The 17206-nt window shown below is 70.3% G+C and carries 19 protein-coding genes; 7 read left to right on the forward strand and 12 right to left on the reverse strand.

The window, feature by feature from the left end; all coding sequences use genetic code 11:
- Positions 1-502: 502 nt before the first annotated feature.
- The 5 genes from NQU54_RS23615 to NQU54_RS23635 all read right to left on the reverse strand — a co-directional run bounded on the left by NQU54_RS23615 (position 503) and on the right by NQU54_RS23635 (position 4200).
- Positions 503-2860, reverse strand: a complete 2358-nt coding sequence (locus NQU54_RS23615; protein ID WP_257632833.1) for a heavy metal translocating P-type ATPase — start codon at positions 2858-2860, stop codon at positions 503-505.
- A gap of 87 nt (positions 2861-2947) precedes the next feature.
- Positions 2948-3172: a heavy-metal-associated domain-containing protein gene (locus NQU54_RS23620; protein WP_087684215.1), complete on the reverse strand. Its 225-nt coding sequence runs from the start codon at positions 3170-3172 to the stop codon at positions 2948-2950.
- Between the two features lie 142 nt (positions 3173-3314).
- Positions 3315-3536 (reverse strand): hypothetical protein, encoded by a 222-nt coding sequence (locus NQU54_RS23625; RefSeq protein ID WP_308408501.1) that lies wholly within the window; start codon positions 3534-3536, stop codon positions 3315-3317.
- The gene (locus NQU54_RS23630) at positions 3533-3850 is read right to left on the reverse strand and encodes a hypothetical protein (protein ID WP_257632834.1); all 318 of its coding nucleotides are present in this window, start codon (positions 3848-3850) and stop codon (positions 3533-3535) included. Before NQU54_RS23630 ends, NQU54_RS23625 begins: the two co-directional genes overlap by 4 nt.
- Complete coding sequence (locus tag NQU54_RS23635; protein ID WP_257632835.1) at positions 3847-4200, reverse strand: hypothetical protein; 354 nt, start codon at positions 4198-4200, stop codon at positions 3847-3849. The genes NQU54_RS23630 and NQU54_RS23635 overlap by 4 nt, the downstream gene beginning before the upstream one ends.
- A 181-nt stretch (positions 4201-4381) precedes the next feature.
- Here NQU54_RS23635 and NQU54_RS23640 point away from each other — a divergent pair, with 181 nt between their 5' ends.
- Together NQU54_RS23640 and NQU54_RS23645 are read left to right on the forward strand one after the other, a co-directional pair.
- Positions 4382-5194, forward strand: a complete 813-nt coding sequence (locus tag NQU54_RS23640; protein WP_257632836.1) for a helix-turn-helix domain-containing protein — start codon at positions 4382-4384, stop codon at positions 5192-5194.
- Entirely contained in the window at positions 5191-5409 is a 219-nt protein-coding gene (locus NQU54_RS23645; RefSeq protein ID WP_167501739.1) for a DUF397 domain-containing protein, read from the forward strand. The genes NQU54_RS23640 and NQU54_RS23645 overlap by 4 nt, the downstream gene beginning before the upstream one ends.
- Positions 5410-5500: 91 nt before the next feature.
- Here the strand turns inward: NQU54_RS23645 and NQU54_RS23650 are convergent, their stop codons facing one another.
- The 3 genes from NQU54_RS23650 to NQU54_RS23660 form a co-directional block, all read right to left on the reverse strand.
- Positions 5501-5710, reverse strand: a complete 210-nt coding sequence (locus tag NQU54_RS23650; protein ID WP_257632837.1) for a helix-turn-helix transcriptional regulator — start codon at positions 5708-5710, stop codon at positions 5501-5503.
- A gap of 283 nt (positions 5711-5993) precedes the next feature.
- Positions 5994-7013 carry a Gfo/Idh/MocA family protein gene (locus NQU54_RS23655; protein ID WP_257632838.1) on the reverse strand — a complete coding sequence of 340 codons (1020 nt, stop codon included), beginning with the start codon at positions 7011-7013 and terminating at the stop codon, positions 5994-5996.
- A gap of 92 nt (positions 7014-7105) precedes the next feature.
- Entirely contained in the window at positions 7106-8026 is a 921-nt protein-coding gene (locus NQU54_RS23660) for a sugar phosphate isomerase/epimerase family protein (RefSeq protein ID WP_257632839.1), read from the reverse strand.
- A 333-nt stretch (positions 8027-8359) separates the two neighbouring features.
- Between NQU54_RS23660 and iolC the strand changes: the two genes are divergently transcribed.
- The 5 genes from iolC to NQU54_RS23685 all read left to right on the forward strand — a co-directional run bounded on the left by iolC (position 8360) and on the right by NQU54_RS23685 (position 14663).
- A complete protein-coding gene (iolC, locus tag NQU54_RS23665; RefSeq protein ID WP_257632840.1) occupies positions 8360-9307 on the forward strand; it encodes a 5-dehydro-2-deoxygluconokinase in 948 nt (315 codons plus the stop codon).
- An 86-nt stretch (positions 9308-9393) separates the two neighbouring features.
- Complete coding sequence (locus NQU54_RS23670; RefSeq protein ID WP_167501734.1) at positions 9394-10281, forward strand: Cgl0159 family (beta/alpha)8-fold protein; 888 nt, start codon at positions 9394-9396, stop codon at positions 10279-10281.
- A 42-nt stretch (positions 10282-10323) separates the two neighbouring features.
- A complete protein-coding gene (gene iolB, locus NQU54_RS23675) occupies positions 10324-11256 on the forward strand; it encodes a 5-deoxy-glucuronate isomerase (protein ID WP_257632841.1) in 933 nt (310 codons plus the stop codon).
- Positions 11253-13139, forward strand: a complete 1887-nt coding sequence (gene iolD / locus NQU54_RS23680; protein ID WP_257632842.1) for a 3D-(3,5/4)-trihydroxycyclohexane-1,2-dione acylhydrolase (decyclizing) — start codon at positions 11253-11255, stop codon at positions 13137-13139. Before iolB ends, iolD begins: the two co-directional genes overlap by 4 nt.
- 27 nt (positions 13140-13166) lie before the next feature.
- Entirely contained in the window at positions 13167-14663 is a 1497-nt protein-coding gene (locus NQU54_RS23685) for a CoA-acylating methylmalonate-semialdehyde dehydrogenase (protein WP_257632843.1), read from the forward strand.
- Positions 14664-14861: 198 nt separating this feature from the next.
- Here the strand turns inward: NQU54_RS23685 and NQU54_RS23690 are convergent, their stop codons facing one another.
- From NQU54_RS23690 to NQU54_RS23705, 4 genes are all read right to left on the reverse strand, one after another.
- Entirely contained in the window at positions 14862-15368 is a 507-nt protein-coding gene (locus NQU54_RS23690) for a hypothetical protein (RefSeq protein WP_257632844.1), read from the reverse strand.
- Positions 15369-15534: 166 nt separating this feature from the next.
- Positions 15535-16158, reverse strand: a complete 624-nt coding sequence (locus NQU54_RS23695; protein WP_257632845.1) for a hypothetical protein — start codon at positions 16156-16158, stop codon at positions 15535-15537.
- Entirely contained in the window at positions 16155-16667 is a 513-nt protein-coding gene (locus tag NQU54_RS23700) for a hypothetical protein (protein ID WP_257632846.1), read from the reverse strand. Before NQU54_RS23700 ends, NQU54_RS23695 begins: the two co-directional genes overlap by 4 nt.
- An 8-nt stretch (positions 16668-16675) precedes the next feature.
- Positions 16676-17005, reverse strand: a complete 330-nt coding sequence (locus NQU54_RS23705) for a hypothetical protein (RefSeq protein ID WP_257632847.1) — start codon at positions 17003-17005, stop codon at positions 16676-16678.
- Between the last annotated feature and the right edge of the window lie 201 nt (positions 17006-17206).

Genomic DNA, 17206 nt, shown 5'->3' on the forward strand with positions numbered 1-17206 from the left:
GCGCGGAGGCCCCTGAGGAACGAAGGGGCCGAGCACGGTCGACCGTCGACAGCGACTTTTGCGCCCCGGCGGGGGCACCTCCCAGCGGTAGCTGGGGGAGAACCGAGCCTCAAAAAATACCGAGAAGCGCCCCGCTTCCGATCCCCCCACGGGTCGGAGCGGGGCGCTCCCCTTGCCCCGGAGCGGATTCCCCCCACGGGATCCGGCCGGGCGTCTACGGGCCCTTGCGGGCCGTTGGGCGACGCGATCTGCCGGGACGCGTACCTACGGGAGGGCCGCTCAAAGCTCCCCGAGTACGTCGTCCCGGCTACGCGTAGCGGGATACGTCCCCCAAGACGAATCCCCACCGTCCCATTAGACTCGCGACCCCCCTCGATGGTTACGTTGGGTTGTCTGTGATCTGCGTCTCTTGCCGTAAGGGCCATAAAAGGGCAAGAGCCTCGATTTGAAGATCGAGGCTCCGCCGTATGGGTGTTGTGCGGCTTATGGGGACTTGGTGAATCTATGTGGACGCTGTGAAGGTCCGCAGTCGCAGACTGTTCGTCACCACGAACACGGACGAGAACGCCATGGCCGCTCCCGCGATCATCGGATTCAGCAGTCCGGCCGCCGCGAGCGGCAGCGCGGCGACGTTGTAGCCGAAGGCCCAGAAGAGGTTGCCCTTGATGGTGCCGAGCGTACGCCGTGCCAGCCGGATCGCGTCCGCCGCCACCCGCAGATCGCCCCGGACCAGGGTCAGATCCCCGGACTCGATGGCCGCGTCCGTGCCCGTGCCCATCGCGAGCCCGAGGTCGGCGGTGGCGAGGGCGGCCGCGTCATTGACCCCGTCGCCCACCATGGCGACCGTACGGCCCTCGCCCTGTAGCCGCTTCACGACGTCCACCTTGTCCTGCGGCAGCACCTCGGCGATCACCTCGTCGATGCCGACCTCGCGGGCCACCGATTCGGCGACGAGCCTGTTGTCGCCGGTCAGCAGCATCGGGGTGAGGCCGAGCGCCCGCAGTTGGGCGACCGCCTCGGCGCTGGTCTCCTTGATGGCGTCGGCCACCAGGAGGACGCCGCGCGCCTCGCCGTCCCAGGCCACCGCGACCGCCGTCCGCCCCTCGGACTCGGCCGCCGCCTTGGCGGCCGCCAGGTCCTCGGGCAGCTCGATGGCCCATGCGCCGAGCAGCTTCTCGCGGCCGACCAGCACCGCATGGCCGTCCACCATGCCCTGGACGCCGAGGCCGGGCTCGGACCGGAAGTCCGCGGGCACCGGGAGGTCGCCGACGCGTTCGGCCGCGCCGTCCGCGATGGCGCGTGCGATCGGATGCTCCGAGGCGTGCTCCAGGGCGCCCGCGAGCCGCAGCAGCTCCTCCTCGTCCACGCCGGGCGCCGTGACGGCCCCGTGCAGCCGCATCTGCCCGGCCGTCACCGTGCCGGTCTTGTCCAGGACCACGGTGTCCACCCGGCGGGTCGACTCCAGCACCTCGGGCCCCTTGATCAGGATGCCCAGCTGGGCGCCGCGGCCGGTGCCGACCATGAGCGCGGTCGGGGTGGCCAGGCCCAGGGCGCAGGGGCAGGCGATGATCAGGACGGCGACGGCCGCGGTGAAGGCGGCGGCCGTGCCGCCCGTGGTGAGCAGCCAGCCCAGCAGGGTGCCGACGGCGATCAGCAGCACGATCGGTACGAAGATCCCCGAGACCCGGTCGGCGAGCCGCTGCACCTCGGCCTTGCCGTTCTGCGCGTCCTCGACCAGCTTGGTCATGCGGGACAGCTGGGTGTCCGCGCCCACCCGGGTGGCCTCGACCACGATCCGGCCCGCCGTGTTGACGGTCGCGCCCGTCACCGGGTCGCCGGCCGCCACGTCCAACGGCACCGATTCGCCGGTGAGCATCGAGGCGTCCACGGCGGAGGAGCCCTCGACCACCGTGCCATCGGTGGCGATCTTCTCGCCGGGGCGCACCACGAAGTGGTCGCCGACGGCCAGCTCGCCGACGGGGATCCGTACCTCGCGCCCGACCCGTCCACCGCCCTCGGCCGGGAGCGCTTCGCGCCCGCCCCCCTCGTACCGGAGCACGGCCACGTCCTTGGCGCCGAGCTCCAGCAGCGCGCGCAGCGCCGCGCCCGCCCGCCGCTTGGACTTCGCCTCCAGATAGCGGCCGAGGAGGATCAGCGCGGTCACCCCGGCCGCCGCCTCCAGATAGATCGAGGACGATCCGTCGGTGCGGGAGACGGTCAGCTCGAAGCCGTGGCGCATACCGGTCATGCCCGCGTCGCCGAAGAACAGCGCCCACAGGGACCAGCCGAGGGCCGCCAGGGTGCCGATGGAGACGAGGGTGTCCATGGTGGCCGCGCCGTGCCGGGCGTTCGTCCAGGCGGCCTTGTGGAAGGGCGCACCGCCCCAGACGACCACGGGCGCGGCGAGGGTGAGCGAGAGCCACTGCCAGTTGTCGAACTGGAGGGAGGGCACCATCGCCAGCACCACGACGGGCAGGGAGAGGAGGATCGAGACGAGCGTGCGGTGGCGCAGGGAGGTCGATTCGCCCTCGCCGCGCGGGTCGGTCCGCGGGGCGCCGGAGTCCTCGGCGGCGCGGGGCTCGGGCACGGCGGGGCGCGGTTCCTCGGCGGTGTACCCGGTTTTGACGACGGTGGCGATCAGGTCGGCGACCTCGAGCCCCTCGCCGTAGGTCACGTTGGCCTTCTCGGTGGCGAAGTTCACCGTGGCGGTGACGCCGTCGAGGCGGTTGAGCTTCTTCTCGATGCGCGCGGCGCAGGACGCACAGGTCATACCGCCGATGGCGAGCTCGACCTGGGAGGTCCCACCGGCCGTCGCCGCGGTGTCGGCGGCGGGCCCGACGGGGGGTGCCGTGCTGGTCATGTCTGGTCTCCTGGGAGGAGGGCCGGGCCGTACGGCGACTGTATGAGCAGGGCGGCACGGTCCGGCTGAGGTTTGGTGGGGGCTCGCTCAGGCCCGGCCGGCGAGCTCGTAGCCCGCCTCGTCCACGGCGGCGCGGACGGTCTCGTCGTCCAGCGGGGCCGCCGAGACCACGGTGACCTGGCCGGTGGACGCCACGGCCTTGACGGAGGTGACGCCGTCGAGGGCGCCGATCTCCTCGGAAACCGCGCCTTCGCAGTGGCCGCAGGTCATACCGGTCACCTGGTAGACGGTGGTGACTGCCTCGGGGCTCATGGGGTTCTCCTGTGTGGGGTGGGCGTGACGGTCGGTGCGCAGGAGGCGCCGGAATGCCTCAGCGACTCCTGACACTCCCCACTCTATACCCCTAGGGGGTATGGATGGAAGCCGGTGGTGCGCCGGTCCGTGGACGGCGGTCTCAGTGCCGCCAAGGGCGCCCGGGGGCGCTCTGCTCGCGGTGGCGGGGGCACTGGCACGGCGGCCACGCCTGCCCCAGCCCGTAGGCGTCGGTGCTGTCTCTTCCGGCCAGGACGGTCACCACCGCACGCCGCGCGATGACGATGCCGTCGCGCGCCATCGTGTAGACGCGCATCGTCATACGGGGCCCCTCGCCCCCGCCCCGGGCCTTGTAGGCGTTCACCGGCCCTCCCCCTCGACCGGGGCCAGCAGCTGGAGCACGCTGCGCAGGCCGCGCTTCACCGCGCCCAGGTGGTAGGCCAGTTCCTCCGGCCCGGCGGTGGCCAGGTCGAGGGATTCGGCCCCCGCGAGGGCCTGTCCGGCCACGATCACGACGGCCTGTTCAAGGCCGTCGCGGGTGGGCTTCCCGGCCGCGACACACGCCGGGCACAGGCCCGAACGCGGTTCGGCGAGGTCACGGAGCCCGAAGGTGCCGGGGGCGGCGCACAGCACGCAGCCGGGGGCCGGAGCGGGCGCGGCATGGCCGACGGCGGTCACCGGATCACCACCATCCCGTGCGGAGCACAGATCAACTCCACCCGGGGGACACTCTTCGGCCGCTCTCGCCGCCGCCGCTCATCGGCCACCGCGTAGGGACGCACCAGCGCGGGCAGCTCGCTGTCCAGCGGCAGGAGGGGAATGGTGTGCAGTTCCAGGGTCGGCGAGCCGGTGTACGGGTGCGCGGGCACCGGCCCGGGGGCCGGGAAGTCCGCGGCCGCCCCCGCCATGGGGTCGGAAGGCCCCGGGTGCGACGTGGGGAGGTTCGGGGCGGCACGGTGACGGCCGGACGGCCGTAAGGCCAGAACTGCCCTCACCCATGCGAGTGCGCACCGGATAGGGTCGTGCATGCGATCAGCTCCTCGAAAGCTGGTGGCCACGCCCCGGGGCCGGTAGCACGGTCGCCGGGGTCAGACGTTGCTCAGACCGTGTGACCGGTCATCACTCTTTGTACGGGAAGCATTGCCCTCTGGTGCCACAATCAGAGGGCGGTGGCGTTGACTTCGCCGCTTGTCAATGAAGGGTGGGCACATGGGTGCAGCGGAGAAACTCAATCCGTCGTCGTCTGTGCTGGCTTTTGCTGCCTGCGAGTTACGCCGGGCGCGTGAGGAAGCCGGTATGTCCCAGCGTGCCCTGGCGAAGTCGGTGTTTGTGACTCCGTCGCTCTTGGCGAAGCTGGAGGCAGCGCAGCGGGTCCCGTCCGGAGAGTTCGCGGCTCGTGTGGATGAGGTGCTGAACACTGGGGGGCTGTTCGGCCGTCTCTGGCCGCTGATCATGAGGTACGCGTATCCCTCGTGGTTCCGCCCCTACGTTGAGCTTGAGGCGCAAGCCCAGGTAATTCGGTCGTTCGAATTACGCGTGATTCCCGGCCTGTTGCAGACCGAGGACTACGCGCGGGCCGCGCTGGAAGCGGGACGCCTGAGCAACGTCGACGACCTGCTGGCGGCGCGGCTGACACGGCAAGACATCCTGACCCGGGAGAACCCGCCTGAGCTGTGGATCATCCTTGATGAGAACGTACTTCGTCGCCCTCCCGGGACACCCCGTGTGATGCATGACCAACTGGCCCGGGTCATTGAGGCATCCGAGACTCCGACCACCGTTGTCCAGGTGGTCCCCTATTCCGCCGGACCGCATGCGGGTGTCGGCTCGTTCCACGTTCTGACCCTTGAGGAAGGGCCCGAAGTCGTCTTCGCAGACGGGTTCGCACAAGGCCAGCTGCTGCCCGATCCTGAACATGTCAGGGCAGCCCTGCGCGCCTATGATCTGCTCAGGGCACAGGCCCTGTCACCAGCAGCCTCAATCGACCTGCTCGCCACCACCATGAAGGAACTTCAACCATGATCCGCAACGTGAGCGCCGTGCCCGGTGTGGTGTGGCGCAAGAGTACGTATAGCGATAGCAACGGGGGCACATGCGTTGAGGTGGCAGACGGCATTCCTGCCGTCGTCCCCGTGCGTGACAGTAAAGACCCCAACGGCCCCGCGCTGCTCTTCCCCGCCTCGTCCTGGGCATCGTTCATATCGGCCGTCAGGGGCGGACAGTTGCCCGGCACCTGACCTTGCCGGCGTACCGTCAGGTTACGGCCCCTGCCGTTCGGCAGGGGCCGTTGTGCTGGCCCGGTACGGCCGCCCTCCGCATGGGAAACCCCTAATCCTCGGCGTCCCGCCGGGCGCGGCGGTTGCCGGGTCTGCGGAGCACCCAGGAGCGGATCGTATCCGCGTACCAGTACGGCTTGCCGCCCTCCACCAGATCGGGGGGCGGCAGCAGGCCGTGCTTGCGGTAGGACCGTACGGTGTCGGTCCGTACACCGATATGCGCGGCGATCTCCTTGTAGGACCACAGCCTCCGGTCGGTCATCTCTTTACGCCCTTCCGCGGGGCGTCGCGGTCACGGCCCGGTGGGGCCGTCGGGGGAGCCACGGCGCGCCTGCTCACGTTCCATCAGCCTGTGCCCGGTCAACGACGCTGAGTGAAGGGCGGCCCGGGGCTGTTGAACATCTGTGACGTAGGCGTAGGGAGATGTGACGGCTGTGACGCGGGGGTGACGCAGGGGACGGGATGCGGACGCCATGACGCTGACGCCCAGTGGGCCGGCCGTAAGGTCACGGTCGGTCCACTGGGCGTCAGCTGGAGAGGGGGCGTCAGTTGTAGAAGGCGGGGCGCTCGATCATCTCGACGGCGATGCGCCCACCCGTGGCCTGGGCCCGGATCCCCGCCTCGCTGACGGCGGTCGCGGCGTAGCCGTCCCAGGCGCTGGGGCCCTCGACCTCCCCGCGCCGGGTGGCGTTGACCCAGCTCTGCACCTCGCGGTCGTATGCCTCGGCGAAGCGGGCCACGAAGTCGGGGGCGATCTCACCGCCCCAGGTGCCGGGCCGGTTGACCAGCATCCCATGGGCGTCGCCGACGCGGGCGGTGCCGCGTTCGCAGACCGCCTCCGCCTGTACCTGATAGCCGAAGCCGCAGGTGGCGAAGATCTCCACATTGACGATCGCGCCGCCGGTGGTCTCGAAGATCACCAGCTGGGGGTCGCTGAGCGGTTCGGGCGACAGCGAACTGGGCGCCGGCTTGAGCACGGTGACCGCGGCGATCTCCTGCTCCAGCAGCCAGCGCGACTGGTCCATCTCATGCACCACCGAGTCGGTGATCATCATCTCGTTGGTGAAGTACGAGTGCACCGAGGCGTTGCGGTGGCGGCAGTGCAGCAGCAGCGGGCGGCCCAGCTCACCACCGTCCAGCACCGCCTTGAGCTGCATGAACTCGGTGTCGTAGCGGCGCATGAAGCCCACCTGGACCCGGCGGTGGCCCAGCCGCTGCTCGGCCTCCAGCACCCGCAGCGCGGACGCGGAGTCCGGGGTGAGCGGCTTCTCGCACAGCACCGGCAGATCGCGCTCGAACGCGCTGAGCAGCGCGGCCTCGTGCGCGGGTCCCGGCGAGGCGATCAGCACCGCGTCCACACCGGGCGCGGCCATCGCGGCGGCCGGGTCGGTGAACGCCTGACAGCCGTCGGCGGTGTCGGCGACCGCCTTGGCCCGCGTCTCGTCGATGTCGACCACGGCGGCCACCCGCGCGCCGCTGATCACGTCGTTGATGCGGCGGACATGGTCGGCGCCCATCTTGCCGGTCCCGATGACGGCGACCCCGAGCGTTCCCTGCTGGGTCATTGGCTGCTCTCTTCTCTCTCTGCTCTCTGGACGGTTCGGCGTCCCTGCGGGTGGTTCGGCCGTCCCCGCGGGCGGGGCGGCGAAAAGGGAGGTCAGGCGCCGCAGGAGCGCAGGAAGCGCCGGGTGCGCTCGGCGATGGGGAAGGGCTGGTCGGGCGGGCAGGGGTACATGTCCTGCTCCACGATGGCGAACAGGTCCACATCCAGATTCTGGGCCGCGGTCAGGACGGGGCCCAGCTCCGGGACGCCGCCCGGCGGTTCGCACATGACACCGCGCTGGACGGCGGGGCCGAACGGCACCCCGTTCTCGACCACATCGGCGAGGATCTCCGGGTCGACCTGCTTCAGGTGGAGATAGCCGATGCGCTCGCCGTAGGTCTCGATCAGCTTGACGCTGTCGCCGCCGCAGTAGGCGTAGTGGCCGGTGTCCAGACAGAGGTTGACCAGGCCGGAGTCGGTGGCGTCCAGGAAGCGGGCCACGTTCTCCTCGGTGTCGATATGGGTGTCGGCATGCGGGTGGACGACGATGTCGAGCCCGAAGCGCTCGCGCACCTCACGGCCGAGCCGCTCCATCCCGGTGGACAGATGGCGCCACTGCTCGGCGGTGAGCGTCGGGGGCTCGATCAGCTCGGCGGTCTTGTCGTCCCGCCAGAAGGAGGGGATGACCACGAGGTGCTTCGCGTTCATCGCCCGGGTCAGCTCGGCCACCTGGGAGACATGCTCCCAGGTGGCGTCCCAGACCTCGGGGCCGCGGTGCAGCGAGGTGAAGACGGTGCCCGCCGAGACGGTGAGGCCGCGCCGGCCGGTCTCCTCGGCGAGCCGGGCCGGGTCGGTGGGCAGATAGCCGTACGGACCCAGCTCGATCCACTCGTAACCGGCCTCCGCGACCTCGTCGAGGAAGCGCCGCCAGGGGACCTGCTGATCGTCGTCGGGGAACCACACCCCCCAGGAGTCGGGGGCCGAGCCGACCCGGATGCGGTCCAGGGCGGGTACGGGGGAGGCGTCGGCAGTCATGGCAGAGGGTCTCCTCGGTGTGCTGGGGTGCCCGCGTCGTACTGCTTTGGGCAGCTTCACCGGCCGGGCGGGCGGCCGTCAAGGGTTCGTCAGGACATTCGGACGTCTGGTCAGGGAGAGGAGTTCGATCAGGGGGAGTCAAGAATCGTCATGACAACATCTCATCCGGACGTAGCGACCCATAGCGGCCCCCGGGGGGTCGGGTGATGACGTCCGTATGTAAGGACAAATTCTTGACAGTGGCCGGGCGCACGTCTAGACCTGAAGGGCCGGGGTACGTCCCGGAGTTCCGCGCATCAGACCCTGAGCTGCGTCTTTCCCGAAGGGGCAGGCATGAGTGAGCCGTACGACCTGATCACGATGGGCCGCATCGGAGTGGATCTCTATCCGCTCCAGACCGGTGTGCCCTTGCCGCAGGTTGAATCGTTCGGAAAGTTCCTCGGCGGCTCGGCGACCAATGTCGCGGTCTCCGCGGCGCGCTTCGGCCACCGCTCCGCGGTGATCAGCCGCACCGGGGCGGATCCGTTCGGCGACTACATCCACCAGGAGCTGCGGGCCTTCGGGGTGGACGACCGCTTCGTCACCCCCGTCGAGCAGTACCCCACCCCGATCACCTTCTGCGAGATCTTCCCGCCGGACGACTTCCCGCTGTACTTCTACCGCCGTCCCAAGGCACCCGATCTGGAGATCCACTCCGATGAGCTGGACCTCGACGCCATCCGTGCCGCCCGGATCTTCTGGATGACCGGCACCGGGCTCAGCGAGGAGCCCAGCCGCACCAGCACCCTCGCCGCGCTCGCCGCCCGCGCCAAGAGCGGCACCACCGTCTTCGACCTCGACTGGCGGCCGATGTTCTGGGCCGATCCGGAGGCCGCCCGCCCCTTCTACGCCGAGGCGCTGCGCCACGCCACCGTCGCCGTCGGCAACGTCGACGAATGCGAGATCGCCACCGGGGCGCGCGAGCCCAAGGCATGCGCACAGGCGCTGCTGGACGCGGGCGTGGAGCTCGCCGTCGTCAAACAGGGCCCGCGCGGGGTGCTCGCCGTGCACCGCGACGGCACCACCGCGGAGGTCCCGTCCGTCCCGGTCGAGGTGGTCAACGGGCTCGGCGCGGGCGACGCGTTCGGCGGCGCCCTGTGCCATGGTCTGCTCTCGGACTGGCCCCTGGAGCGCGTCATGCGATACGCCAACGCGGCGGGCGCCATCGTGGCGTCCCGCCTCGCCTGCTCCTCCGCGATGCCCACCACGGCGGAGGTCGAGGCCCTGCTGGCGGGGGACTGACCACAGGCGCCGGACCCTCCCCTCGTCGGTCACGCGGCCCCGCGCTCCGTGTGCCCTTCATGAATCGCGAATGCGAGGAAATTCCCTTGAGTATCAGCGTTTCGGACCTTGTGACGGTGCGGAGCCGCCACCCGGAGGCCATCGCCGAGGCGGCCGCCCGCCGGGTCCGCCGCCCCCTCATAGGCGACAGCGGCCGTCTGATGATCGTGGCCGCCGATCACCCGGCGCGCGGCTCCCTCGCCGTCGGCGGCCACAAGCTGGCCATGGCCAACCGGGTCGATCTGCTGGAGCGGCTGTGTATGGCGCTGTCCCGTCCCGGGGTCGACGGGGTGCTCGCCACCGCCGACATCCTGGAGGACCTGCTGCTGCTCGGCGCCCTCGACGGCAAGGTCGTCATGGGCTCGATGAACCGCGGCGGTCTCGCCGGGGCCTCGTTCGAACTCGACGACCGGTTCACCGGGCACCGCCCCCAGGACATCGAGCGTCTCCGCTTCGACGCGGGCAAGCTGCTGCTGCGCATCGACTACGAGGACGCCGGTTCGCTGACCACCATGGTCACCACGGCCCGCGCCATCGACGACATGGCCGAGCGGCGGCTGCCCGTCTTCGTCGAGCCGTTCATCTCCCGGCGCACGGGCGGGAAGGTCGTCAACGACCTGAGCGCGGAGGCCGTCACCAAGTCCATCGCCATCGCCTCCGGCCTCGCCGGAACCTCCGCCTACACCTGGCTGAAGGTGCCGGTCACCGAGGACGCCGACGAGATGGCGGCGGTGATGGAGACGAGCACTCTGCCGGCGGTGTTGCTCGGCGGCGACGTGGGCAAGTCTCCGCAGGACCAGGAGGAGGCGTACGAGAAGTGGCGCAAGGCGCTGGGGCTGCCCACCGTGCAGGGTCTTGTCGTCGGGCGCTCGCTGCTCTATCCGGCGGAGGGCAGCGTCGAGACCGCTGTGGACACCGCCGTCGGCCTGTTGTGACGCTACCCGACGTGATGCGAGGAAAGGCGGAGACCTCACGCCATGACCACCACTGATCCGTTCCCCGGCTTCCATGTGCGGGCAGGCAAGGCGGCCGACGGCCCCTACGCCGTGGACATCACCCCCGAGCGGGCCGGCTGGGGCTACTCCAGCCTGCGGGTCCTCGATCTGCCGCCCGGCGGTTCGCACTCGCTGGTCACCGGTGACAGCGAGTGGATCGTGCTGCCGCTGAGTGGTGGCTGCACCGTGATCGCCGAGGGTGAGACCTTCGAACTGCACGGCCGGGAGAGCGTGTTCAGCGGGGTGAGCGACTTCGTCTATCTGCCGCGCGACTCCCACGCCCAGATCGCCAGCGGCGCCGGCGGCCGTTTCGCGCTCACCGGCGCCCGCTGCGAGCGCCGGCTGCCCGCACGCTACGGACCGGCCTCCGCCGTCCCCGTCGAGCTGCGCGGCAGCGGCAACTGCTCGCGCCAGGTCAACAACTTCGCCGCCGCGGCCCCTGCCGGAGGCGGAAAGTCAGGTGGCGGTTTCGAATGCGACAAGCTCATCGCCGTGGAGGTGCTCACCCCCGGCGGCAACTGGTCCTCGTACCCGCCGCACAAGCACGACCAGTGCCGCCCGGGTGAGGAGAGCGAGCTGGAGGAGATCTACTACTTCGAGATCGCCGAGGCCCACGGCAACGAGGGCGTCGGCTATCAGCGGGTCTCCCCGTCGGGCCACGGCCGCGGTACCGACGTCCTCGCCGAGGTCCGCTCCGGTGACACCGTCCTGATCCCCGACGGCTGGCACGGCCCCTCCATCGCCGCCCCCGGCCATGACATGTACTACCTCAACGTCATGGCGGGCCCGGGGGAGGAGCGCGCCTGGCTCATCTGCGACCACCCCGACCACGCCTGGATCCGTGCCACCTGGCCGGACCAGCCCGTCGACCCCCGTCTGCCCCTCTATCGAGCACCCGCTGGAGACCCCCGATGAACGCTTCGGCAGTGCGCCGCCTCACCGTCGCCCAGGCGCTGGTGGAGTTCCTGGCCCACCAGTACACCGAGCGGGACGGTCGGCGGCATCGTCTGATCAACGCCACCTGGGGCATCTTCGGCCACGGCAATGTGGCCGGGCTCGGCCAGGCGCTGCTCGAGTCCGGACCGGACACCATGCCGTATCTCCAGGGCCGCAACGAGCAGGCGATGGTGCATGCGGCGGTCGGCTACGCCCGCCAGAACAACCGGCTCGCCGCCCAGGCCGTCACCACCTCCATCGGCCCCGGCGCCACCAACCTCGTCACCGGTGCCGCGCTCGCCACCGTCAACCGGCTGCCGGTGCTGCTGCTGCCCGGCGACATCTTCGCCACCCGGCCCGCCGACCCGGTGCTCCAGCAGCTCGAAGTGCCGTACGCCGGCGACATCTCGGTGAACGACGCGCTGCGCCCGGTCTCCCGCTACTTCGACCGGGTGATGCGCCCCGAGGCGCTGATTCCGGCCGCGCTCCAGGCCATGCGGGTGCTGGCCGACCCGGCCGAGACCGGCGCCGTCACCCTGGCCCTCCCGCAGGACGTACAGGCCGAGGCGTTCGACTGGCCCGAGGAGTTCTTCGCCGACCGGGTCTGGCACGTTCGCCGCCCCGCCCCCGAAGCGGCCGAGGTGGCCGTCGCCGTGCGGGCGGTCCGCGCCGCCCGCCGGCCGCTGATCGTCGCGGGCGGCGGGGTCCACCACAGCGAGGCCGAGGGGGCGTTGCGCGCCCTCGTCGACGCGACCGGCATCCCGGTGGCCTCCACCCAGGCGGGCAAGGGCTCGCTGCGCTACGACCACCCCGCCGACATCGGCGGGATCGGCCACACCGGCACCGCCGTGGCGGACGACCTCGCCCGCGCCGCCGACCTGGTCATCGGCGTGGGCACCCGCTACAGCGACTTCACCACCGCCTCCGCGACCCTGTTCGCGGACCCGGCCGTCCGCTTCCTCAACCTCAACATCGCACCGTTCGACGCCCATAAGCTCGCCGCCACCACCGTGGTCGCCGACGCCCGCGCCGCGCTCGAGGCGCTCACCGCCGAGCTGGCGGGCCACCGGGTCGACGAGGCGTACGAGGCCGAGTACCGCACCGGCAAGACCGCGTGGGAGCGCCGGGTGGACGCCGCCTACGCCGCCGCGGACGAGACCGCCCGGCCATCCCAGACCCAGGTCCTGGGCGCGCTGGACGCGGTCGTCGGCGACGAGGACGTGGTGATCAACGCGGCGGGCTCGCTGCCGGGCGACCTGCACAAGCTGTGGCGCGCCCGCTCCCCGCGCCAGTACCACCTCGAATACGGCTACTCCTGTATGGGGTACGAGATTCCCGGCGCCATCGGCGTACGGCTCGCGGCGCCCGACCGGCCGGTCTGGGCGCTGGTCGGCGACGGTACGTATCTGATGATGCCCACCGAGATCGTCACCGCGGTCCAGGAGGGCATCAACATCAACATCGTGCTCTTCCAGAACCACGGCTACGCCTCGATCGGCGGACTGTCGGAGGCCACCGGCGCCGAGCGCTTCGGCACCGCCTACCGCTTCCGGGATGCCGACGGGCAGTACACCGGCGATCCGCTCCCCGTCGACCTGGCCGCCAACGCCGCCTCGCTGGGTATGGACGTGCTGCGTGCGAAGAGCGTGCGCGAGCTGCGCGAGGCGCTCGCCGCGGCCCGCGCCTCGGACCGGTCCACATGTGTCTACGTGGAGACCGAAACGGCCGACACAGTGTCCGGCGCACCCGAGGCACAGGCGTGGTGGGATGTGCCTGTCGCCCGGACCGCGACCCGTCCGGCCGCCGTGAAGGCCCGTGAGGACTACGACCGGCAGGCCGCCGCACGCCGCCGCCACCTCTGACGTTTTTCGACAGAAAGGCCCGCACCCATGAAGACCGTCAACCACTGGATCGGCGGAAAGACCGCCGAGGGCGCGACCGGCACCTACGGTCCGGTCTACAACCCCGCCACCGGCGCCCAGGACACCCAGGTCGCCCTGGCCTCGGTGGAGGAGGTCGACGCGGCCGTGGCCGCGGCAGCGGAGGCGTTCCGCACCTGGGGCACGGTGTCCCTCGCCAAGCGCACCGCGATCCTCTACAAGTACCGCGAACTGCTGGACGCCCACCGCGACGAGATCGCCGAGCTGATCACCGCCGAGCACGGCAAGGTCCACTCGGACGCGCTCGGCGAGGTGGCCCGCGGTCTGGAGATCGTGGAGCTGGCCTGCGGGATCGCCGAGAAGCTGAAGGGCGAGCTGTCCACCCAGGTCTCCACCGGGGTCGATGTGTCCTCGATCCGCCAGCCGCTCGGTGTGGTCGCGGGCATCACACCGTTCAACTTCCCGGCGATGGTGCCGCTGTGGATGTTCCCGGTGGCCATCGCCTGCGGTAACACCTTCGTCCTCAAGCCCAGCGAGAAGGACCCCTCGGCCTCCCACCGGCTGGCCGAACTGGCCGCCGAGGCGGGGCTGCCGGACGGGGTGCTCAACGTCGTCAACGGCGACAAGGCGGCCGTGGACCGGCTGTTGGAGCACCCGGACGTGGCGGCCGTCAGCTTCGTGGGCTCCACGCCGATCGCGAAGTACATCCAGTCCAAGGCCGTCGAGCACGGCAAGCGGGTGCAGGCGCTCGGCGGCGCCAAGAACCACATGCTGGTGCTGCCCGACGCCGATCTGGACTTCGCGGCCGACAACGCCATCAACGCGGCCTATGGCTCGGCCGGTGAGCGCTGCATGGCGGTCTCCGTGGTCGTCGCCGTCGGCGGCGCGGGCGACGAACTGGTGAAGAAGATCGCCGACCGGGCCGCCCGCCTGCGGATCGGCCCCGGGAACGACCCGGCCTCCGAGATGGGCCCGCTCATCACCAAGGAGCACCGCGACAAGGTCGCCTCCTATGTGCACGGGGCCGCGGCCCAGGGCGCCGAGGTGGTGGTGGACGGTACGGGGTACACGGTCGAGGGCTACGAGAACGGCTTCTTCATCGGCGTCTCGCTGCTGGACAAGGTCCCGCCGACGGCCGACGCCTACCGTGACGAGATCTTCGGCCCGGTGCTGTGCGTGGTGCGCGCCGAGACCTATGACGAGGCCATCACGCTGATCAATGGCTCCCGGTGGGGCAACGGCACGGCCATCTTCACCCGCGACGGCGGCGCCGCCCGCCGCTTCCAGCTGGAGGTGGAGGCGGGCATGGTCGGCGTCAATGTGCCGATCCCGGTGCCCGTGGGCTACCACTCCTTCGGCGGCTGGAAGGACTCGCTCTTCGGCGACCACCACATCTACGGCAACGACGGGGTGCACTTCTACACCCGCGGCAAGGTCGTCACCACCCGCTGGCCGGAGCCGTCGGAGGAGGTCGGCATCAACCTCGGGTTCCCGAAGAACCACTGACCGGCTGTCCGACCGGCCCCTGCGCGCACGGGACGCGCGTGCCCCTCGCCCCAGCCCGCTCGGGGGCGGGCGGGGGGCTTCAGTCGTCAGCACCCACGCCCGAACCCGAGGCCGACCCCGCGCTCCACCAGGGAAGCACCCCATAGCCCCACCGTCAGCACCCCGGACAAGATCACCAACAGAGCCGCGGCATTGGGGCTAGGAGTGCTCGATCGTCTTTCCCTCAGGGACTTGGTAGCAGCCTGAGGTGACTTCGATGCCGATGCTTGGGGTGTCACGCTTGCTGTACCCGACGATCCAGACGCTCATCTTCTCGGAGTCGTTGTCGGCGACGATATTGAGGTTCTTGTTCGCACTGTTGTCGCGGTAAGAGCTCTTGATCACCCAATCGCCCGTACCGAGTTTCTCCTCGAGGTTCTTCATGGCGACGTCGTTGTCCGCGCCGGACTTGGGCTTGAAGTTCCACGGGTGGTAGATCTGGAAGTACTTGTCCGGGTCCTTGCCGGAGCACGCCTTGACGCCGGGCCCGGGTTGGGACGCTGTACCGGGCACGCCGATGAAGTCGTAGATCTGGCTGGAGACCGCTTTCACGGCGGCAACCGCCTCGTCGGTGCCGGCCGTGCCCGCGTGGGGAATCCCTGGGGCCGAGTCGCCCGACTCGCTGGTATTGGTGGCGGGAGATTCCGAGGTGTCGTCGTTGGTCATGCCGCATCCACTGAGAAGAAGGCCGGTCAATACGAGAGGGGACACGGCACTGCCCGGGCGACGCCGATGAGCGGTGGAGAGCGGTGCGCGGAGCATGCGAGTCCTTGGTGTCGTTCGGCAGGTCGATGGTGGGCCGGTGGGTGTTTGCGCGCCTGGGTGGGATTCGTTACCAGGGAGCGGTGACGTCGCCGTACTCGCCGACCACGACCAACGCTTGGTTCTTCAGCGCAGTCGTGCCCTTGTTCCAGTACTCACTGTGGCCTTCCGCTCCCGTGGTCGCTTGGGGGCCGCTGCCCTCGGCGTGCGTGTTCATCTGGTGCGCGCCGAAGGCGTCGTCCTTCTTGTCCCACTCCATCCACTCGTCGGTGTGCACCTTGGAGGGGAACATGCCGGCGGTGATCCACGTCCACTCGTTCGCGGGCGGCTTGGGGATCCCGTTCAGCTCCGTCTGGTACTGGCCCCGCTTCTCGTCGAGGACGATACGGTTGGCCTCGTCCCGAGCCGTGGCGGGCAGGCCATCGAGCCCGCCGACGGTGTTCGGCTGGAGCGCGGTCCAGGCCGCCTGCTGTTCGGGGTCGAGCCCCTTCCACCAGTCCGCGTTGGCCTTCGGGCTGCCGTCCTTAGGGGGCTGCGGCAGGGAGTCCAGATAGTCCTGGCCCGCCCTGCGGACGCCCTCCGTGTCCTTCCCCGCGTCCGCCCAGTCCTCAGCGGACACGACCAGGTCGTCGTCCGCCTTGAGCTTGCGCAGCTGCGGCGCCCACTTCTGGTCCGCGTCCGTGGCCTCCTTCAAAGCCTCCGCGATGCGGTTGGCGACGCCCTGGCTATCGCGTAGTTCGGGTTCGGGTCGAAGTTGCCCGCCTGGCGCTGGATCGCCCGGACCTGCTCGGACAGGGTGCCGCTGGCCGAACCGGGCTGCGGCGGGGAACCGCCCGGGTTCTCACCGGCCGCCGGATAGGCCACCGAGCCATCGGCGCCCACCGTGAACTTGTGCTCGGCCGCCTCCGACAGCGCCCGCTTCAGTTTGTCCTGCGCCGGGCGCATGTCCGCCGCGAAGGCGTTCAGGGCTGTGCCGATCAGGCCGCACTCGACCTGCACGTAATGGAAGTCCTTCGCCACCTCGCGCAGTTGGACGACCGCGGCATCGACCGCCTCACCCCTCAGTGCCTTCCGCATCTGGACGGTGATCCGCTGCTCCAGCGCGTCCTTCGCCTGGCTCCCCATGTCGCTGACCGAGCGGTAGCCGGTCGCCGCTTCCTCGAACTCGTGCAGCTTGAGCGTCTTCAGCGCCTCGATGTCCATGGCTCAGGTCACTTTCCCTCGCCGCCGACGGCCGGGGTGTCGCGGTACTGCTTTCCCATCTCCACGAAAAGGCCCTTGACGTTCTCGTCGGTGAGTAGCAGGTCCTTGCCCGCCCGCTCCAGGTTGCCTTGCAGCGTGGTGCATCGCCCGGACAGTTTGTCCAGGTACGTCTTCCAGCTCTGGTAGACCTCGGACTGCGCCGCCGCGGTCTCCACCCCTCCGTCGGTGGCAAGACCGTGCTGGCCGGTCTCGAGGGAGGTCAGCACCTTCTTCGCGTTGCCGCAAAGACCCCCGACGGCGCTGCCCGCCGCTGTCCACGCGGTCTTGCTGGACTTCACGCCCCCTCGGCGCCGCCGTCCCCGGCGCTCGCCAGCCGCATCCCGGGCCCGCCTGCGGCGCCGTCCTTGAGACGCGCCCATTCCTCCTCGAACGAAGCCATCTTCCCCCTCCACTACGGCTTGAGCCGCTCATCACCCTCATCAGCCGCTGCCAGGCTAGAGGGAACAATACGGCGGCTCATGAGCACACGTACTCACAAA

Source organism: Streptomyces malaysiensis subsp. samsunensis (genome assembly GCF_024519315.1).
Lineage (GTDB): Bacteria > Actinomycetota > Actinomycetes > Streptomycetales > Streptomycetaceae > Streptomyces > Streptomyces malaysiensis.

Bases quoted from the DNA above. Each gene is read 5' to 3' on its own strand.
- NQU54_RS23620 (WP_087684215.1), bottom strand. From the start codon at position 3,172: ATGAGCCCCGAGGCAGTCACCACCGTCTACCAGGTGACCGGTATGACC.
- iolC (WP_257632840.1), top strand. From the start codon at position 8,360: ATGAGTGAGCCGTACGACCTGATCACGATGGGCCGCATCGGAGTGGAT.
- NQU54_RS23685 (WP_257632843.1), top strand. From the start codon at position 13,167: ATGAAGACCGTCAACCACTGGATCGGCGGAAAGACCGCCGAGGGCGCG.
- NQU54_RS23635 (WP_257632835.1), bottom strand. From the start codon at position 4,200: ATGCACGACCCTATCCGGTGCGCACTCGCATGGGTGAGGGCAGTTCTG.
- NQU54_RS23615 (WP_257632833.1), bottom strand. From the start codon at position 2,860: ATGACCAGCACGGCACCCCCCGTCGGGCCCGCCGCCGACACCGCGGCG.
- NQU54_RS23700 (WP_257632846.1), bottom strand. From the start codon at position 16,667: ATGGACATCGAGGCGCTGAAGACGCTCAAGCTGCACGAGTTCGAGGAA.
- iolD (WP_257632842.1), top strand. From the start codon at position 11,253: ATGAACGCTTCGGCAGTGCGCCGCCTCACCGTCGCCCAGGCGCTGGTG.
- iolB (WP_257632841.1), top strand. From the start codon at position 10,324: ATGACCACCACTGATCCGTTCCCCGGCTTCCATGTGCGGGCAGGCAAG.
- NQU54_RS23690 (WP_257632844.1), bottom strand. From the start codon at position 15,368: ATGACCAACGACGACACCTCGGAATCTCCCGCCACCAATACCAGCGAG.
- NQU54_RS23645 (WP_167501739.1), top strand. From the start codon at position 5,191: ATGATCCGCAACGTGAGCGCCGTGCCCGGTGTGGTGTGGCGCAAGAGT.
- NQU54_RS23640 (WP_257632836.1), top strand. From the start codon at position 4,382: ATGGGTGCAGCGGAGAAACTCAATCCGTCGTCGTCTGTGCTGGCTTTT.
- NQU54_RS23650 (WP_257632837.1), bottom strand. From the start codon at position 5,710: ATGACCGACCGGAGGCTGTGGTCCTACAAGGAGATCGCCGCGCATATC.
- NQU54_RS23655 (WP_257632838.1), bottom strand. From the start codon at position 7,013: ATGACCCAGCAGGGAACGCTCGGGGTCGCCGTCATCGGGACCGGCAAG.
- NQU54_RS23660 (WP_257632839.1), bottom strand. From the start codon at position 8,026: ATGACTGCCGACGCCTCCCCCGTACCCGCCCTGGACCGCATCCGGGTC.